This is a genomic window from Actinomadura bangladeshensis, from assembly GCF_004348335.1.
GTDB classification, from domain to species: Bacteria; Actinomycetota; Actinomycetes; order Streptosporangiales; family Streptosporangiaceae; genus Spirillospora; species Spirillospora bangladeshensis.
This window is the reverse complement of record NZ_SMJW01000069.1, coordinates 1-16618: the sequence shown is the minus strand read 5'-3', so window position 1 is coordinate 16618 and position 16618 is coordinate 1. Positions and strand designations below refer to the sequence as shown.

At 70.6% G+C, this 16618-nt stretch carries 19 protein-coding genes; 2 read left to right on the top strand and 17 right to left on the bottom strand.

The features are described 5' to 3' along the window. Positions 1 to 76: 76 nt before the first annotated feature. Entirely contained in the window at positions 77 to 1012 is a 936-nt protein-coding gene (locus tag E1284_RS15840; RefSeq protein ID WP_165965287.1) for a DUF4097 family beta strand repeat-containing protein, read from the top strand. Here E1284_RS15840 and E1284_RS15835 read toward each other — a convergent pair. From E1284_RS15835 to E1284_RS15770, 14 genes are all read right to left on the bottom strand, one after another. Next, positions 1009 to 2532 (bottom strand): M20/M25/M40 family metallo-hydrolase, encoded by a 1524-nt coding sequence (locus tag E1284_RS15835; RefSeq protein ID WP_243714504.1) that lies wholly within the window; start codon positions 2530 to 2532, stop codon positions 1009 to 1011. The two genes, E1284_RS15840 and E1284_RS15835, sit on opposite strands and share 4 nt — an antisense overlap. A 188-nt stretch (positions 2533 to 2720) precedes the next feature. Then, on the bottom strand, positions 2721 to 3185 hold the full coding sequence (locus tag E1284_RS15830; protein WP_131939847.1) for a DUF2550 domain-containing protein: 465 nt from the start codon (positions 3183 to 3185) through the stop codon (positions 2721 to 2723). Between the two features lie 36 nt (positions 3186 to 3221). Further along, positions 3222 to 3608 carry a F0F1 ATP synthase subunit epsilon gene (locus E1284_RS15825; RefSeq protein ID WP_131939846.1) on the bottom strand — a complete coding sequence of 129 codons (387 nt, stop codon included), beginning with the start codon at positions 3606 to 3608 and terminating at the stop codon, positions 3222 to 3224. A 94-nt stretch (positions 3609 to 3702) separates the two neighbouring features. Further along, on the bottom strand, positions 3703 to 5133 hold the full coding sequence (atpD, locus tag E1284_RS15820) for a F0F1 ATP synthase subunit beta (protein ID WP_131939845.1): 1431 nt from the start codon (positions 5131 to 5133) through the stop codon (positions 3703 to 3705). A gap of 2 nt (positions 5134 to 5135) precedes the next feature. After that, a complete protein-coding gene (locus E1284_RS15815; protein WP_131939844.1) occupies positions 5136 to 6032 on the bottom strand; it encodes a F0F1 ATP synthase subunit gamma in 897 nt (298 codons plus the stop codon). Between the two features lie 5 nt (positions 6033 to 6037). Beyond that, positions 6038 to 7672, bottom strand: a complete 1635-nt coding sequence (atpA, locus tag E1284_RS15810) for a F0F1 ATP synthase subunit alpha (RefSeq protein ID WP_131939843.1) — start codon at positions 7670 to 7672, stop codon at positions 6038 to 6040. A gap of 68 nt (positions 7673 to 7740) precedes the next feature. Next, positions 7741 to 8562 (bottom strand): F0F1 ATP synthase subunit delta, encoded by an 822-nt coding sequence (locus E1284_RS15805; RefSeq protein ID WP_131939842.1) that lies wholly within the window; start codon positions 8560 to 8562, stop codon positions 7741 to 7743. Continuing rightward, positions 8559 to 9116: a F0F1 ATP synthase subunit B gene (locus E1284_RS15800; RefSeq protein ID WP_171068786.1), complete on the bottom strand. Its 558-nt coding sequence runs from the start codon at positions 9114 to 9116 to the stop codon at positions 8559 to 8561. Before E1284_RS15800 ends, E1284_RS15805 begins: the two co-directional genes overlap by 4 nt. Before the next feature lie 35 nt (positions 9117 to 9151). Beyond that, on the bottom strand, positions 9152 to 9388 hold the full coding sequence (gene atpE / locus E1284_RS15795) for an ATP synthase F0 subunit C (protein ID WP_089330861.1): 237 nt from the start codon (positions 9386 to 9388) through the stop codon (positions 9152 to 9154). A gap of 100 nt (positions 9389 to 9488) precedes the next feature. Then, complete coding sequence (atpB, locus tag E1284_RS15790; RefSeq protein ID WP_131939841.1) at positions 9489 to 10283, bottom strand: F0F1 ATP synthase subunit A; 795 nt, start codon at positions 10281 to 10283, stop codon at positions 9489 to 9491. A gap of 73 nt (positions 10284 to 10356) precedes the next feature. Then, positions 10357 to 10581: an AtpZ/AtpI family protein gene (locus E1284_RS15785; RefSeq protein ID WP_131939840.1), complete on the bottom strand. Its 225-nt coding sequence runs from the start codon at positions 10579 to 10581 to the stop codon at positions 10357 to 10359. An 84-nt stretch (positions 10582 to 10665) separates the two neighbouring features. After that, positions 10666 to 11082 carry a Cg1360 family ATP-synthase-associated protein gene (locus tag E1284_RS15780; protein WP_131939839.1) on the bottom strand — a complete coding sequence of 139 codons (417 nt, stop codon included), beginning with the start codon at positions 11080 to 11082 and terminating at the stop codon, positions 10666 to 10668. A gap of 176 nt (positions 11083 to 11258) precedes the next feature. Then, a complete protein-coding gene (locus tag E1284_RS15775; RefSeq protein ID WP_131939838.1) occupies positions 11259 to 12413 on the bottom strand; it encodes an MraY family glycosyltransferase in 1155 nt (384 codons plus the stop codon). Between the two features lie 37 nt (positions 12414 to 12450). Beyond that, the gene (locus E1284_RS15770; RefSeq protein ID WP_131939837.1) at positions 12451 to 13503 is read right to left on the bottom strand and encodes a DUF2207 domain-containing protein; all 1053 of its coding nucleotides are present in this window, start codon (positions 13501 to 13503) and stop codon (positions 12451 to 12453) included. Positions 13504 to 13728: 225 nt separating this feature from the next. On the opposite strand from E1284_RS15770, the gene E1284_RS15765 reads away from it, so the two are divergent. Further along, entirely contained in the window at positions 13729 to 14160 is a 432-nt protein-coding gene (locus tag E1284_RS15765; protein WP_131939836.1) for a hypothetical protein, read from the top strand. Positions 14161 to 14261: 101 nt separating this feature from the next. Here E1284_RS15765 and E1284_RS15760 read toward each other — a convergent pair whose 3' ends face one another. The 3 genes from E1284_RS15760 to E1284_RS15750 form a co-directional block, all read right to left on the bottom strand. Beyond that, entirely contained in the window at positions 14262 to 15098 is an 837-nt protein-coding gene (locus E1284_RS15760) for an L-threonylcarbamoyladenylate synthase (RefSeq protein WP_131939835.1), read from the bottom strand. Between the two features lie 61 nt (positions 15099 to 15159). Then, positions 15160 to 16020, bottom strand: coding sequence for a peptide chain release factor N(5)-glutamine methyltransferase (gene prmC, locus E1284_RS15755; RefSeq protein ID WP_131939834.1), 861 nt, complete (start codon positions 16018 to 16020; stop codon positions 15160 to 15162). Continuing rightward, a partial coding sequence (locus tag E1284_RS15750; protein ID WP_131939833.1) for a peptide chain release factor-like protein occupies positions 16017 to 16618 on the bottom strand: 602 nt, incomplete at its 5' end. The genes prmC and E1284_RS15750, both read right to left, overlap by 4 nt.

Here is a 16618-nt window from a genome sequence, read left to right as displayed (position 1 = left end):
TCCCCACCTGGTGACGCTGGTCCGCGCAGGCCAGCCTGGTCATGGACGAGGGCATGGCGACAACGGGAGTGAGCACGTGAGGACCCTGACCGGCACGGCCGTTCTGGCGGCGGCGGCGGTGGCGCTGACCGGCTGCGGCAACGTGAGCTTCGGCGGCACGCGCCACGAGGACCGCTCCTACACCGCGCCGGCCGGCGTCACCGCGCTGAAGATCAAGACGACCGGGAGCCGGGTCGAGGTGACCGCGTCCGACTCCCCCGGCATCAAGGTCGAGGAGCGGCTGCGCTGGTCCAACGACAAGAACAAGCCGCGGGCGAAGCACTCCGTCGAGGACGACACGCTCTCGCTCACCGCCAAGTGCGGGACGCAGGCGATCGGGATCGCCTCGTCCTGCGGGGTGTCCTACCGGGTGCGGGTGCCGCGCTCCATGCCCGTGCAGATCGACAACCGGGACGGGGCGGTCGTCGCGTCCGGGCTCGCCGGGGCGGTGAAGCTGCACAGCGACAACGGCTCGATCACCGCGACGGATCTGCGGGCGTCCACGGCGTCCCTCTCCTCCGCCGACGGGGCGCTGCGGGTCTCGGGCCGCGTCACCACCGCCGACCTGCGCAGCGACAACGGCTCCGTGGACGCGACCGGGCTCACCGCCGACAAGCTGACGGCCCGCTCCCGCGACGGCCGCATCAGCCTCGGCGGGAAGATCACCACCGTGGAGGTGCACACCGACAACGGCGGCATCACCGCGACCGGGCTGGCCGCCGACCGGATCACCGCCCGCACCAGGGACGGCGGTATCGACCTGCGGCTCAGCACACCGCCCGCGAACATCGACGCGAACACCGACAACGGCTCCGTCCGGCTGCGCCTGCCGGCCGAACCGGCCTACGCGATCAGCGCGTCCACCGACAACGGCCGCAAGCTGATCGACGCGGCGATCCACCAGGACTCCCGCTCCGAGCGGCGGATCAAGCTCACCACCCGCGACGGCGGAATCTCCGTCTCGCCGAACTAGCGGACCAGGTGGGGGCCCTGCCGGAGCGGCTCGTAGGACGGGACGACGGGCAGGGCCAGCCGGGCGCCGCCGTTGACCGCGACGGTCGTCCCGGCGAGGTGCTGCAGGACGTGCGCGACCCCGTCGGTGTTCGTATCGAGCAGCTTGAGGTCCACGTTCTTCAGCCGGTCGCACTTGTCGTGGTAGCAGGGGTCGTACGCCTTGCCGGCGCGGCCCCCGAACGTCTTGGCCTCGGCGGCCGTCTTCACGCCCTCGGCGCCGGTGGCGATCCCGCCGGACGGGATGCCCCGCTCGACGAACGGCCCGTAGTCGGAGCGCCCGTCGAACTCGCTCTCGGTCGTCGGCAGGCGGCGTCCCTCGAAGTAGTCGCGGAACATCTTCTCGATCGCCCCCGACCCGGCGGGCGCCCGGGTGCCGCCGCCGGTGGAGTGGTCGCCGTCGTACACGCCGCGGGTGCCGTTGGGCGAGCCGAGCATGTCGAGGTTGATGTTCAGCGCGATCTTCGACCGCTCGCCCGCCGGCAGCGACTCCACGTAGTGCGCGGAGCCGCGCAGGCCCTCCTCCTCGGCCCCCCACCAGGCGAACCGCACCCGGTTGTGCAGGCCCTTGCCGAGGTCCTTGATCTTCCCGGCGATCGCGAGGAGCGCGGCGGCCCCGGTCCCGTTGTCGTTGATCCCCGGCCCGGCCGGAACGCTGTCGAGGTGCGCGCCGACCAGCACCACGTTGCCGGCGTCGCCCCGCTCGGTGTCGGCGACGACGTTCGCGGACGACGTCTTCCCGTGCACCGTGTCGGTCTTCACGCGCAGCTTCAGCCCGCCCTTCTTCGCGGCCTTCACCAGTTCGGCGCCCAGCTCACGGGTGACGCCGACGACCGGGAGCGCGGCCGGTTTCGACACCGTCCCGTTGATCGGCCCCTTCTCCCCGGGCTTGTTGAAGACGACCGCGGCGGACGCGCCCGCCGCCTTCGCCCGCGCCGCCTTCGCCGCGAACCCGCAGCCGCCGCGCTGGACGAGGGCGATCGAGCCCTTCTTGAAGCCCTTGAAGTCGTCCTTCTCGCAGCCGCTCGTGCCCTCGCCCTTCGCCGGGACGTCCACCGCGACCACCGGCGCGGTCACGTCGCCGGACCCGGAGTAGGCGAACGTGAGGAAGTCCTTCTCCCGCGTGAAGGTCTTCTTGGACGGCGCCGTCCGCGCGAACACCGGCTCGGACTTCTCCCGCCAGTACGGGTAGGTGAACGTGCGCACCTTCGGGGTGAGACCGGCCTTCCGGAGCCGCCCGACGACGTACCGGACGGACACGTCGTAGCCGGGGGTGCCCGCGGCGCGGTTGCCGCCGTTGTAGTCCGCGATCTCCTGAAAAGCCGCCAGGTGCGCCTGGACGTCCTTGAGCGTCACCAGCTTCGCCAGGTCGGGACGGGGCGGCGCGGCACCGGCGGCCGGCAGTGCCGCGGGCAGGAACAGCGCGGGCAGGGCCACGGCCGTGCCGGTGAGGAGACTGCGGCCGGTGATCAGCTTGCGCACGTGCACTCCAGCGGACGGTGACGGACCGGGACCAGCAGCGATCCTGGACCCCGGCCCCGCCCGCCTCAAGCAGCGGCGGCGCCGCAACGCCAACTCGATACCGGCGTCTTACCCGCGCATGCCCCGCCGCCGGCTCGTCCCGCCGGTCGTCCCGCCGGCTCGTCCCGCCGGCTTGTACCGCCGCCCGCTCATTCCGGTTGGTGCAGATCGACCGGCAGGCCGGGCGGTGCCGCCTCCAGCCACGCCAGGAACCCGGTCAGCGCCGCCGCGCCCATCGCCAGCTCCACGCTCAGCGCGCCGTCGCGCACCTCGATGACGCTGACGTCCGGCAGCAGCCCCTCCGCCTCCTGCGGGTCGGGCCGGCGCCGGTTGGACACGACGAGGCCCCGGCGGTGAATCACCTGCCGGGGCCTTCTCCGGAAACCGAACACGCGGTGCCAGTGCAGCTCATCGCCCTTGTACCGGCCGATGCCGAGCCGCCACACCCCCGGCGCTCCGCCCTCCGGGGACAGCTCGCGCAGGCTGCACTCCACGGTGCCGCCGCCGCGCGTGAACAGCCAGCGGCGCACCGCCATGCAGACGAACAGCAGCGCCGCCACGAGGACGAGCGCGGCCAGGGCACCGCCCACGTCCAGTGCCAGGTGCTCGGCCAAATCCCCCGCCGTCCGTCGAACTCCAGACCTCAGATGCTAGGCCTCGATGCCCGCCGCGCGCAGCCGGGCGCGCGCACGCCGCTCCGGAACCGCGTCCTCGGCGGCCAGTTCGAGCGCCTCGTCCAGCGCCCGCCGGGCCGCGTCGACGTCGATCTCCTCGCCCAGCTCGGCCTGCTCGGCCAGGATCGACACCTCGTCGGCGGCGATCGAGAAGAACCCGCTGCCGACCGCCGCCGTGACCGGCGTGCCGCCGTCCGCCGGCTCGATCTTCACCACGCTGCCGTCCAGCAGGACGCCCAGCACCGGGGCGTGGCCCGGCAGGATGCCGAGCGACCCCTCGATGGTCTGCGCGACCACCATCTTGGCCTCGCCGGACCAGATCTCGCGCTCAGGCGAGACCAGCCCGACCCTCAGATTTGCCACGCCTGCCTCCTTGCGAATACTGGAGCGGTTCCGGCGGGGGCCGCCCCGGACGCGCGGTCGAGCGCGCGGTCCCGGGACGGCCCCGCCGGAGCGACTACTTCTCCAGCTCCCTGGCCTTCTTCTCGACGTCCTCGATGCCGCCGCACATGAAGAACGCCTGCTCGGGCAGGTGGTCGTACTTGCCCTCGGCGATCGCCTTGAAGGAGGCGACCGTCTCGTCCTTCGGCACGGTGACACCGGGCTGGCCGGTGAACTGCTCGGCCACGTACATCGGGTGCGACAGGAAGCGCTCGATGCGCCGCGCCCGCTGGACGGTGACCTTGTCCTCCTCCGACAACTCGTCGATACCGAGGATCGCGATGATGTCCTGCAGCTCCTTGTACTTCTGCAGGATCCGCACGACCTCCTGGGCGACCTCGTAGTGCTCGTTCCCCAGGATCTGCGGGTCCATGATCCGCGAGGTGGAGTCGAGCGGGTCGACCGCCGGGAAGATGCCCTTCTCGGAGATGCTCCGGGAGAGCGTCGTGGTGGCGTCCAGGTGCGCGAACGTGGTGTGCGGCGCCGGGTCGGTGATGTCGTCGGCGGGCACGTAGATCGCCTGCATCGAGGTGATCGAGTGACCGCGCGTCGAGGTGATCCGCTCCTGCAGCACGCCCATCTCGTCGGCCAGCGTCGGCTGGTACCCCACCGCGGACGGCATGCGCCCGAGCAGCGTGGAAACCTCCGAGCCGGCCTGCGTGAACCGGAAGATGTTGTCGATGAACAGCAGCACGTCCTGGTTCTGGACGTCGCGGAAGTACTCCGCCATCGTCAGCGCGCCCAGCGCGACGCGCAGCCGGGTGCCCGGCGGCTCGTCCATCTGGCCGAAGACGAGGGCGGTGTCCTTGAGGACGTCCGCCTCGTCCATCTCCACCCAGAGGTCGTTGCCCTCGCGGGTGCGCTCGCCGACGCCGGCGAACACCGAGGTGCCGCCGAAGTTGCGGGCGACACGGCGGATCATCTCCTGGATGAGGACCGTCTTGCCCACACCGGCGCCGCCGAACAGGCCGATCTTCCCGCCCTTGACGTACGGGGCGAGCAGGTCGATCACCTTGATGCCGGTCTCCAGCATCTCGGTGCGGGACTCCAGCTGGTCGAACGCCGGGGCCTTGCGGTGGATGCCCCACCGCTCGTTGATCTCCAGCGACGCGGTCGGGGCGTCCAGCGCCTCGCCGAGGGCGTTCCACACGTGGCCCTTGGTGATGTCGCCGACCGGGACCGCGATGGACTCGCCGCTGTCGTACACCGGCGCGCCGCGGACGAGGCCGTCCGTGGGCTGCATCGAGATGGCCCGGACCATGTTGTCGCCCAGGTGCTGGGCGACCTCGAAGGTCAGGGTCTTCTCCTCGCCGCCCAGGGTGACCTGGACGTTGAGCGCGTTGTAGATGTCCGGGAGGGCGTCGGCGGGGAACTCCACGTCGACGACCGGGCCGATGACGCGTGCGACGCGCCCGGTCGCGGTCGCCGTCTCTACCTGTGCAGTCATTATCACTCCCCGCCAGACTCGGCGAGCGCGTCAGCGCCACCGACGATCTCGCTGATTTCCTGGGTGATCGCGGCCTGCCGCGCCTGGTTCATCTGGCGCGTGTAGACCCCGAGCAGTTCGTTGGCATTGTCGGTCGCCGACTTCATGGCCCGCCGGACCGACGCCTGGAAGGACGCCGCCGACTGCAGCAGCATGTGGAAGATGCGGCTCTCGATGTAGTTGGGCAGCAGCAGGTCGAGCGCCGCCTGCGCGGACGGCTCGAACTCGTACGCCGGCGGGACCTTGCCCGACGAACTCTCCTCGATCTCCAGCGGCATGAGCCGCTTGACCTGGACGGCCTGGGTCAGCATCGAGACGAACTCGGTGTAGACCACGTGGATCTCGCCGACACCGCCCTCGGCGTCGGTCTTGAGGAAGTCCTCGGTGAGCCGGCGGCCGATCTGCTCCGCGTTCCCGAAGTGCGGGCGGTCGCTGAACCCGTGCCAGGTCTCCGCGACCTCCCGGCCCCGGAACCGGTACCAGGTGATGCCCTTGTTGCCCACCACGTACGGGACGGGCTCGCGGCCCTCGTCCCGCAGCGCGCGGATCAGCGACTCGGCCTCGCGGATCACGTTGGCGTTGTAGGCGCCGCAGAACCCGCGATCGCTGGTGACGATCAGGACGGCGCTGCGGGTGTCGGCCGGCTGCTCCTGCAGGAGCGGGTGGTCGATCCCGACGTGATGGCTCACCAGCGCGGTCAGGGCCTGCGTGATCTGGTCGGCGTACGGCTTGGACGCCGCCACCGCCTGCTGGGCCTTGACGATCCGCGACGTGGCGATCATCTCCTGGGCGCGCGTGATCTTGGCGGTCGACTTGACCGTCTTGATCTGCTGCCGGAGTTGACGAAGTTGCGCGGCCATCGGCGTCAGTCCTTCTTGACGCGGGTGATGGTCTCCTGCTCGACGTCCTCGGCCTCGATCGGTTCGACGGGCTCCTCGGCCAGCAGGTCGCCCTCGCTGGTCTGGAAGCCCTTCTTGAACTCCGTGATGGCGTTCTTGAGGCTGGTGAGGCCGTCGTCGGAGAGCTGCCCCGTCTCGCGGATGGCGGTGAGCAGGCCGCCCTCCTCGCGCTTGACGTACTCGAGGAACTCGCGCTCGAAGCGGCGGATGTCGGCGACCGGGACGTCGTCCAGCTCGCCGGAGGTGCCGGCCCACACGGACACGACCTCCTGCTCGGCCGGGAACGGCGCGCCCTGCGGCTGCTTCAGCAGCTCGACCAGGCGGGCGCCGCGCTCCAGCTGGGCGCGGGACGCGGCGTCCAGGTCGGACGCGAAGGCGGCGAACGCCTCCAGGTCGCGGAACTGCGACAGCGCGAGGCGCAGCGTGCCGGCGACCTTGCGCATCGCCTTGATCTGCGCGGAGCCGCCGACCCGGGAGACCGAGATGCCGACGTTGATCGCCGGCCGGACGCCCTGGTTGAACAGGTCCGTCTCCAGGAAGCACTGCCCGTCGGTGATCGAGATGACGTTCGTCGGGATGTACGCCGACACGTCGTTGCCCTTGGTCTCGATGATCGGCAGACCCGTCATCGAACCGGCACCGAGGTCGTCCGACAGCTTCGCGCAGCGCTCCAGCAGGCGCGAGTGCAGGTAGAAGACGTCACCGGGGTAGGCCTCGCGGCCCGGCGGGCGGCGCAGCAGCAGCGACACCGCGCGGTACGCCTCGGCCTGCTTCGACAGGTCGTCGAACACGATCAGGACGTGCTTGCCCTGGTACATCCAGTGCTGCCCGATCGCGGACCCGGTGTAGGGGGCGATGTACTTGAAGCCCGCCGGGTCCGACGCCGGAGCCGCCACGATCGTGGTGTACTCCAGCGCGCCGGCCTCCTCCAGGGAGCGGCGGACGTTCGCGATCGTGGAGCCCTTCTGACCGACCGCGACGTAGATGCAGCGCACCTGCTTGCTCGGGTCGCCGGAGTCCCAGGCTTCCTTCTGGTTGATGATGGTGTCCACGCAGACCGTGGTCTTGCCGGTCTGCCGGTCACCGATGATCAGCTGCCGCTGGCCGCGGCCGATCGGCGTCATCGCGTCGATGGCCTTGATGCCGGTCTGCAGCGGCTCCTTCACCGACTGCCGCTGCACGACCGTCGGGGCCTGCAGTTCCAGCGCACGGCGCTCGGTCGTCTCGACCGGGCCGAGGCCGTCCAGCGGGTTGCCCAGCGCGTCCACGACGCGACCGAGGAAGGCGTCGCCGACCGGCGCCGACAGGACCTCGCCGGTCCGCCGGACCTTCTGGCCCTCCTCGATGTTGCTGAAGTCACCCAGGACAACGGCGCCGATCTCGCGCACGTCCAGGTTCAGAGCCAGGCCACGGGTACCGTCCTCGAACTCAAGGAGTTCGTTCGCCATCGCGGAGGGCAGGCCCTCGACGTGGGCGATACCGTCGCCGGAATCGACGACGGTGCCGACCTCTTCGCGCGCGGCGGCCTCGGGCTCGTACGACTGGACGAAGCGCTCCAGCGCGTTCCGGATCTCGTCCGGACGGATCGTCAGCTCCGCCATGATTCCTCTCTTGCTCCCTTAAGGGTCAGCTCTGCCGGCACTCGGCAACGCAGCCGGTTCTACCGGCCTCAGCCGGCGCCGAGCCGCCGGCGGACGTCGTCCAGCCGTCCGGCGATCGTGCCGTCGATGATCTCGTCCCCGATCTCGATCGACAGTCCGCCGATCGTGCTCGGGTCGATCTCGATGTTCAGGTGTACTTCGTGCCCGTAGGCGGCGGCGAGCACCGCGGCGAGCCGCGTCCGCTGCTGCGCCGACAGCTCGACCGGCGTCCGGACGAGCGCGACGAGCCGCTGCCGGCGCTGGGCGACGAGCTTGCCGTACTCGGCCAGCCCGCCTTCCAGGCTACGTCCTCTCGGCCGCAGCACCAGCTCGGTGACCAGCGTCAGCGTCGCGGGAGTGACCTTGCCCTCCAGCAGCGCGTTGACCAGGCCGAGCTTGCGGTCGTCCGGCAGTCCCGGGCCGGCGAGAGCACTGCGCAGCGCGACCTCGCCCTCGACGACCCGGCCGAACCGGAACAGCTCGTCCTCCAGGTCGTCGATCCTGCCGTCGGCCTCGGCGCGGGCGGCCTCGGCGGTGACCGCGAGGGTCTCCACCGCGTCCGCCAGTTCCGAGGGCTTCGACCAGCGCAGCCGGACGACGTCGGCGACCAGCCCGAGAGCGGCCGGCGACACCTTGCCCTCCAGCAGGATCTGGACGAGCTGCGCCTTGTCGGCACCGTCCCGCGCCGGGTCGGACACCGCCCGCCGCAGCCCGTGCTCGCGGTCGATCAGGTGCAGCACCGCGAACAGGTCGCCGCCGAGCCCCGCCAGGTCGGCGGAGGTGATGACGGCCTCCAGCCGGTCCTTGGCCTCGGCCAGCGACGCCCTGCTCACCGCTCCCGTGATGGTCATGATGTGATCTGCTCCTGCGTGCGAGCGCGGCTCTCCAGCTCCTCGAGGAACCGGTCCACGACCCGGCTCTGCCGCGCGCTGTCCTCAAGGGACTCGCCCACGACACGGCCGGCGAGGTCGACCGACATGGCGCCGATCTCGGCGCGCAGCGACTGCAGCGCCTGCTGCCGCTCGGCCTCGATCTGCTTCTTCGCGTCCTCGACGATCTTGCGAGCCTCCGCCTGGGCCTTCTCCTTGGCCTCGGCGATGATCTGCGCGCCCTGCTCCTCGGCCTTGCGCCGCTCGTTGGACGCCTCGACCGCGGCCGCCTTCTGCTGGGACTTGTACTGATCGAGGACCTGCTGGGCCTCTTTCTGCGCCTGCTCTGCCCGCTCGAGGCCGCCTTCGATCGCCTGAGTCCGCTCCTCCAGCGTCTTCTGCAGACGCGGAACGAGGATGCGCCCCAGGACGATCATGACGACGAGGAACGAGAAGATGCCGACGACCAGCTCGTACGGGTGCGGGACGAGAGGGTTGTTCTCCTCCGCCGCTAGGACGGAAGCTGCTGTGATCATGTCTGCAGCCCTTCCTCAGATGGGACCCGTGGTGGTCAGATGCCCTGGAAGATGAACGGCGCGACCAGGCCGATGAGGGCCAGCGCCTCGGTGAGGACGAAGCCCAGCAGCATGTTGGTGCGGATCACGCCGGTCAGCTCCGGCTGGCGGGCGATCGCGTTCACGCCCTGGCCGAAGATGATGCCGATGCCGATGCCCGGGCCGATGGCCGCGAGGCCGTAGCCGATCGAGGTGACGTTGCCTTCGACTGCGGCGAGGACGGCTCCCGTCATGGGTTCATTCCTTTTCTGTCGGCCGGCGGAGGCTCCGCCGGTCTGGGCTAACGAGTTGTCGGAGCGGGGCCGGCGCGGGGGCGCCGGGGTCCCGGGGGGCTTAGTGTTCCGCTTCGAGGCCGCTCTGGATGTACATCGCGGCGAGCATCGCGAACAGGAACGCCTGCAGGAACTGGATCAGCAGCTCCAGCGCGGTGAGCAGGATCGTGACGATGACGCCGACGATGCCGACGCCGAAGCCGAGCGCGGTGGGCTTCTCGAAGAGGAACCAGAAGCCGACGAGGCTGAAGAACGCCAGGATCGTGTGACCGGCGAACATGTTGGCGAAGAGCCGGACCGCGTGCGTGAAGGGCGCCAGGATGAACGTCGAGAGGTACTCGATCGGCACCAGCAGGAAGTAGACCGGCAGCGGCAGGCCCTTGGGGATCATGTTGGTGAAGTACTTCACCGGGCCCTGGTGCTTGAAGCCCAGGTAGACCTTGACGATGTAGACGAACACCGCCAGGACGATCGGGAACGCGATGTGCGACGCGACCGGGAACTGGATGATCGGGATGACCGCGAAGATGTTCCAGAACCAGATCAGGAAGAACAGCGACATGAGCATCGGCATCCACCGGTCGGTGTTCTTGCCGAGGAACGGGCGGGCGATCTCGTCCCGCACGAACATGTAGCCGATCTCACCGATGTTCTGCATGCCGCGCGGCACGAGCTTCGGCTTGGCGAACGCCATCCAGAAGACGGCGCAGGTCAGCAGGGAGCCGACGACCGCGAACACGACGGGTTTGGTCAGCCACTCCGGGCCGCCGGCGAACAGGGGCGGGAAGTCGAACAGCTCCGGGCCCGGGGCTTTGAACTCGTCTCCCCCGGTGGCGAGGACCGTCAGCGCGTTCACGCGGCGTTCCCTTCATCAATGTGGTGATGTTTCACGAAGGCTTCCTCGGCGACTTCCTCGGCGGCGGGGCCGCTCAGGAGGAGTGGCGACCGTACTTCAGGTAGACCAGGTAGACGGCGAGCCCGGCACCGATGATCAGGCCGATGGGGATCAGCCAGGTCTGGTGCGTCCACGTGGACAGCAGCCACCCGATGCCGCCCCAGATGATCATCCCGGAGAGGAGGTAGCTGGGCACGGACCAGGCGACGTCGGCGAATTCCCGCTGGCCGTCCTCCGGCCGGGGTTTCTGCTCGCTCATCGCGCTCCGGACGATAGCAGGCCACCCGTGCGGTGGTCATATTGGAGTAGTCCGTAGGGGCAGGCACCGTCCGCGGGACCCGCATCACGGACTCCGGTCAAGGACGTTCTCGGGCTCGTCAATGTAGGGCCTCCGCTGCAGGACGACGCGGAACTCGGCGGCGATCCAGAGCAGCGCGAGGCCGATGACCGTCCAGCCGAACACCGTCGTGTTCCAGATCGAGACGCCGTCCATCGTCGTGACCAGCACCATCACCGCGAGGATCTTCACCATGTAGCTCGCCAGCGCGGCGAGCATCATCGTCTGCGCGGAGTACCTGGCGGCCCAGGAGACCACCAGCGCGCTGACCGAGAAGAAGGCGATCACCACGACGGAGGCCAGTGCCGCGGCGAGGGCGCCCTTGGCGCCGGCGGTCAGCAGGCCGATCAGGACGGCGGCCACCCCGACGATCGCGGTCGGAATCGCGGCGCCGCGGAGCATCCGAGCTTCGGAGGTGTGCATGTGGGCTCCGGCTGGTCACGGTCAGTGGTCGTCTGTTGTTCGTGAAAGGTATCACAAGCGTCCGGTATGTCCACAATTACCCTAGAGGTAATGCGCATCCGGGTCCGGGGAGGCTACCTCCGGTGACGCTTGCACCTGGACTTTAGCCCAGCTCAGGGCCTGCTTCAGACAGTCGGTCAGACCCGCATCGTCGGCCGCTGCGCAGGGTGGTCGCCGGTGCCCGGGTCGGCGGACGGCTTCTTGCGGCGCGGTTTGCGGAGCATCAGCACGACACCGCCCGTCGCGACCAGCAGCGTGATCCCGAGGGTGATCCACGCGGCGTCGAACAGCGCCAGCCCGACCAGGCCGGACGCCAGCAGCCCGACCCAGAAGTACATGATCAGCACGGCCCGGCGGGTGGAGTGGCCGAGCTGCAGCAGCCGGTGGTGCAGGTGCTGCTTGTCCGGGGAGAACGGCGACCGGCCCTGGCTCGTGCGCCGCAGCACCGCGAGCAGCATGTCCATGAACGGGACCGCGGCCACCGCCGGGATCAGCAGTACCGGGACGAAGAACGGGAACAGCCCGTTGGCGAGGACGGCCGGGTCGAACTGCCCGGTCAGCATGATCGTGGACGCGCTGAGCAGCAGCCCGATCAGCATCGAGCCGGTGTCGCCCATGAAGATCTTGGCGGGGCTGAAGTTGTGCGGCAGGAAGCCCGCGCACATCCCGAACAGGACCGCGGCGATGAGCGTCGCGCCGGTCAGCGTGGTCAGCCCGTTGGCCTTCGACAGCAGGTAGGCGTAGGAGAACAGCGCCAGCGCGGCGATGCCGACGACGCCCGCGGCGAGGCCGTCCAGGCCGTCGATGAAGTTCACCGCGTTGATCGTCGCGACCACGACCAGGACGGTCAGCGGCACCCCGTAGGCGGGCGGCAGCGACAGCGACTCGCCCGTCGGCAGCGGGATCACATAGATCTGGATGCCCTGCATGATGAAGATCCCGGCGGCCGCGACCTGCCCGGCGAACTTGGTGAGCGCGTCCACCTCCCAGCGGTCGTCGGCGATGCCGATCAGCACGATCAGGCCGCCCGACAGCAGCAGCGCCTTCGCGACGCTGATGTCGCCGTCGTCCAGGACCTTGCGCATCTCCGGCAGCCCGGTCGCGACCACCAGCGCCGCCACCATCCCGCCGAACATCGCGAGGCCGCCCAGCCGGGGCGTCGGGATCACGTGCACGTCGCGCTCGCGCGGGACGGCCTGCGCCCCGAACCAGACGGCGAACCGCCGCACCGACGGGGTCAGCAGATAGGCGACCAGGGCGGCGACAAGGATCGTGAGCAGGTACTCCCGCACTCCCCTGCGCCTCCTCTGACCGATCGCCGTTGCCCTTTTACCCCGCCCCGCGCACCCGATCCATCGGGCGGGTCTCCATCGTTGGACGTCCGGGCGGGACGATGTGTTCGCATCGAGACCGACCAACTGTAGACCCACCCGCCCGATGGGCGCAGATGATCCCGGCTCCGACGATCAGCAGCGCCAGGCCGGCCAGGGACCGGTCGCCCACCGAGAACGCCCACGTCCCGCGGGCCGCGACCTCCTCCCCCGCGTCGGCGACGATCAGCAGCAGGCCGGCCGCGAGCAGCCCCGCCCCGGCCCGCCGGCGCGGCGCCGGGAGCCGTCCGACCAGCGCGACCGCGCCGATGGCCAGGGCGAGCAGCGCGGTGCCCGGCCAGCCGCCCGTCCAGCGCGGCGGGACGTAGCGCGGCGGGGCGACCGCGATCGCGTGCTCCGGCAGCCGCACCCGGATCACCATGCCCTCGTGCGGGGCGAGCAGGGTCTGGACGAAGTCCACGGCGTAGGGGCCGTCGCGGTCGCGCAGGCACCGGGTCGTCGCGCCCGGGGCGCCCGCACGGCAGCTCACGTGCCGCAGCGGGACCGGCGCCTCGACCCGCACCGCCGCGTTGCCGATCGGGACGCGCCAGGACGTCCCGATCGCGTCCCACACCAGCTCGACGCGGCCGGCGCGCGGGGTGAACGCCCGCCCCACCTCGTACTCGATCACGTACGCCTGGCGCCCGCGGACCTCGCGGTGCCGGTCGCCGACGCTGATCCGCACGTCGTGCAGGAACCGCGTGGTCCGGACGCGCGCCGGGGCCCCGGTGGAGGAGCTGCTGCCGATGTTGCGCACGTCGTAGACCCGGTCGCCGACGCGGAACGGCACGCTCCGCACGATCCCGTGCTCGCCGGCCTGATCGAAGTCGTAGGTGATGGTCTCCCGGACGTACAGGACCCCGTCGGCGCCGATGGTCAGCACCACGTCGTAGGTCGGGATGCGCTCGCCGCCGGCCGCGGCGGCGCCCGCGGGCGGTAGGAGCCCGAGGGTCAGCAGCAGGAGGCCCGCGAAGATCGCCGGCCCCCGGACACGGCCACGCACGTCAGGCATGGTTCCACTGTTGCCGTGATCGTGTCCGGGTAACGCCGCCGGTGCCGTGCGGCGGCCCGGCGCGAAGCGCTTCGCGGACTCTTGGACGCGCCGCGCCCCCGATCGGTTCGCCGGTCCGCGGATTTCGTCCTGCCCTGGTCAGCGTGTAAGCCCGCGATAAAGATGACCGGTCGGACACTGCTAAGTTATCCGTCGCTAACCCCCCAAAACGAGCCTGGAGGATCTATGCGGCGATTCGCTGCAGTGGCCCTGGCCGCCGGCACCGTGATGGCCGGCATGGCCGTCGCGGGCGCCCCCGCCGAGGCGGCGGCCGCCAAGAGCTGGAAGCCCTACAACTCCTACAGTCACGTCGCCGCCTGGGGTACCTACACCCGCAAGAACGGCAAGACGTACGTGAAGGGCTACCTCGCCGACGACAAGAAGAACGGCTGGACCGCCTGCGTCCGGTTCCTGTTCACCGAGGGCAACACCAAGTACTACTCGCGCTTCAAGATCATCGGCGTGAACTCGAAGGGCCAGAAGTACAACTTCGACGGCAAGGCGACCGTCAAGATCAGCGTGAGCTCCAGCTACAGCAGCCACCTGTGGGTGCAGGAGTGCGGCCGGAACAAGAAGACCGGCAAATACCTGTACGGCAAGGGCAAGAAGCTCTTCTGACGTCGCCGTGCCGCCCGACGGCACAGCTCGCCTGACGGCACAGGCCCCGCCCGGCCCGGCGGGGCCTTCGCACTCTTCCCGGCACGCTCACACGCCCGGACTCAGCCGTCCTCGGGCTCTCTCTTCGCCAGCGACGGCCCCGCCGCCGCCTCGGCGGCCGGCCCGGCGGGCTCAGCGGTGTCCGCAGGGCCCTCAGCAGCCTCTTCCTGCGCCTGCGCCGTCTCCCCCTTGGTCAGGGAGGGCTTGGCCGGTTCCGGCTCCGCAACGGCCTCTGCGGGCTCCTTCACATCGTCGTCGTCGGTGAGGACGACGCCCACCACGGCGCGTATCTTGTCCACCGGGATGGCGCCCTTGCGCAGGACGCGCGGGACGGGCCCGGTGAGGTCGAGGATGGTCGACGGGTCGGCGCGCCCGGACAGGCCGCCGTCCAGGTAGACCGAGACCGAGTCACCGAGCATCTTCTCGGCCTCCTCGGCGCTGCGCGCCGCCGGCTGCCCGCTCAGATTCGCGCTGCTCACGGCCAGCGGGCCGGTCTCCTTGAGGACCTCCACCGCCAGCTCGTGCATCGGCATCCGGACGGCGACGGTGCCCTTGGTCTCGCCGAGGTCCCACATGAGGTTCGGGTTGGCCCGGCACACCAGCGTCAGCGCACCCGGCCAGAACTCGTCGATGAGGTCCTGCCCGTAGGTGCCGAGGTCGTCCACCAGGGCCGTCGCGGCCCGCACGGACCCGACCAGCACCGGCGGCGGCATCTCCCGCCCGCGCCCCTTGGCCTCCAGCAGCGCCGCCACGGCGGGCGGCACGAACGCGTCCGCGCCCACCCCGTACACGGTGTCGGTCGGCAGGACGATCAGCTCACCGCGCCGCACGGCCGATACGGCCTCGGCGATCCCGCGGGTGCGCTCCATCGGCTCTGAGCAGTCATAACGTCGGCTCACGATCGCCCGTCTTCCCATCTGCGCGGCGCTCATCGAAACAGCACCGACCAGGATAGCGGTGCTAGTCGGTCGCCAGGCGCGCCGTCACGAAGCGGTCCCGGTTGGTGAGGTCGCGGCGGTTGCGGACGTCGCGCCAGCCGTTCTCCTCGGCGAAGATCCAGTACACGCCGTTGCCCTGCAGGTCGCTGTGCTCGACGGCGGCGTGGCCGCCGGGGCGGAGCAGCCGGCGGGCGGTGCGCTCGATGACGCGGATCGCGTCCAGGCCGTCCTCGCCGCCGCCCCACAGCGCGTCGGCGGGGTCGTGGTCGCGGACGTCCGGCGGGACGTACTCCCACTCGCTCATCGGGATGTAGGGCGGGTTGCTGATGACGAGGTCGACGGTGCCGTTCAGCTCGGGCAGGGCCGCCGCGAAGTCGTCCAGGTGCAGGCGGACGCGGCCGCGCTCGTCCAGCTCCTCGATGTTGCGGGTCGCGTGCACGAAGGCCGTCGGGTCCTTCTCGACCGCGTGGACGCGCGCGCGGGGCGCCTCGAGCGCGATGGAGAGGGCGATCGCGGCCGAACCCGTGCCGAGGTCGACGACGAGGGGGTCCTGGACGTCCATGTCGCGGAGGGTCTCCAGCGCCCAGCCGACCATCACCTCGGTCTCGGGGCGCGGGACGAACACCCCCGGCCCGACCTTCAGCTCCAGGTAGCGGAAGTAGGCGCGGCCGGTGATGTGCTGCAGCGGCTCCCCCGCCTCGCGCCGGGCGACGTACTCCCAGAAGCGGGCGTCGAACGCGCTGTCGGGCACGCCGTGCAGCTCCGAGCGCCGCACCTGGTGCACGGCCGCCGCGAGCTCCTCGGCGTCGGCGCGGGGCGAGGCCGCGCCCGCGTCGGCGAGGCGGGCGGTGGCCCTGGCGATCTCGTCCAGCAGCAGAGTCATGGTGTCTGGGTTTGGGCTTCGGCCAGGCGCCGTTCCATGTCCGCGTCGACCAGCGCCTGCGTGACGTTGTGGAGGTCCCCGTCCAGCACCTGGTCGAGGTTGTAGGCCTTGTAGCCGACCCGGTGGTCGGAGATCCGGTTCTCCGGGTAGTTGTAGGTGCGGACGCGCTCGGAGCGGTCGACCGTGCGGACCTGGCTCTTGCGCTCGGCCGACGCGGCCGCGTCCGCCTCCTCCTGCGCCATCGCCAGCAGCCGCGACCGCAGGATGCGCAGCGCCTGCTCCTTGTTCTGGAGCTGGCTCTTCTCGTTCTGGCACGAGACGACCACGCCGGTCGGCTGGTGCGTGATGCGGACCGCCGAGTCGGTCGTGTTGACGCTCTGCCCGCCCGGACCGGACGAGCGGTACACGTCGATGCGCAGGTCGTTCGGGTCGATCTGGACGTCGACGTCCTCGGCCTCGGGCGTCACGAGCACGCCGACCGCGCTGGTGTGGATGCGGCCCTGCGACTCGGTCGCGGGCACCCGCTGCACACGGTGCACGCCGCCCTCGTACTTCAGCCGCGTCCAGACGCCCTCTGTTTCGCCCCCATGGCTACGCC

What these genes read in the sequence shown, in the direction of transcription:
- atpE (WP_089330861.1), bottom strand. Translation starts at nt 9,388, where the DNA reads ATGACGGGAGCCGTCCTCGCCGCAGTCGAAGGCAACGTCACCTCGATC.
- E1284_RS15770 (WP_131939837.1), bottom strand. Translation starts at nt 13,503, where the DNA reads ATGCCTGACGTGCGTGGCCGTGTCCGGGGGCCGGCGATCTTCGCGGGC.
- prmC (WP_131939834.1), bottom strand. Translation starts at nt 16,020, where the DNA reads ATGACTCTGCTGCTGGACGAGATCGCCAGGGCCACCGCCCGCCTCGCC.
- E1284_RS15765 (WP_131939836.1), top strand. Translation starts at nt 13,729, where the DNA reads ATGCGGCGATTCGCTGCAGTGGCCCTGGCCGCCGGCACCGTGATGGCC.
- atpD (WP_131939845.1), bottom strand. Translation starts at nt 5,133, where the DNA reads ATGACTGCACAGGTAGAGACGGCGACCGCGACCGGGCGCGTCGCACGC.
- E1284_RS15780 (WP_131939839.1), bottom strand. Translation starts at nt 11,082, where the DNA reads ATGCACACCTCCGAAGCTCGGATGCTCCGCGGCGCCGCGATTCCGACC.
- E1284_RS15785 (WP_131939840.1), bottom strand. Translation starts at nt 10,581, where the DNA reads ATGAGCGAGCAGAAACCCCGGCCGGAGGACGGCCAGCGGGAATTCGCC.
- E1284_RS15815 (WP_131939844.1), bottom strand. Translation starts at nt 6,032, where the DNA reads ATGGCCGCGCAACTTCGTCAACTCCGGCAGCAGATCAAGACGGTCAAG.
- E1284_RS15800 (WP_171068786.1), bottom strand. Translation starts at nt 9,116, where the DNA reads ATGATCACAGCAGCTTCCGTCCTAGCGGCGGAGGAGAACAACCCTCTC.
- atpA (WP_131939843.1), bottom strand. Translation starts at nt 7,672, where the DNA reads ATGGCGGAGCTGACGATCCGTCCGGACGAGATCCGGAACGCGCTGGAG.
- E1284_RS15805 (WP_131939842.1), bottom strand. Translation starts at nt 8,562, where the DNA reads ATGACCATCACGGGAGCGGTGAGCAGGGCGTCGCTGGCCGAGGCCAAG.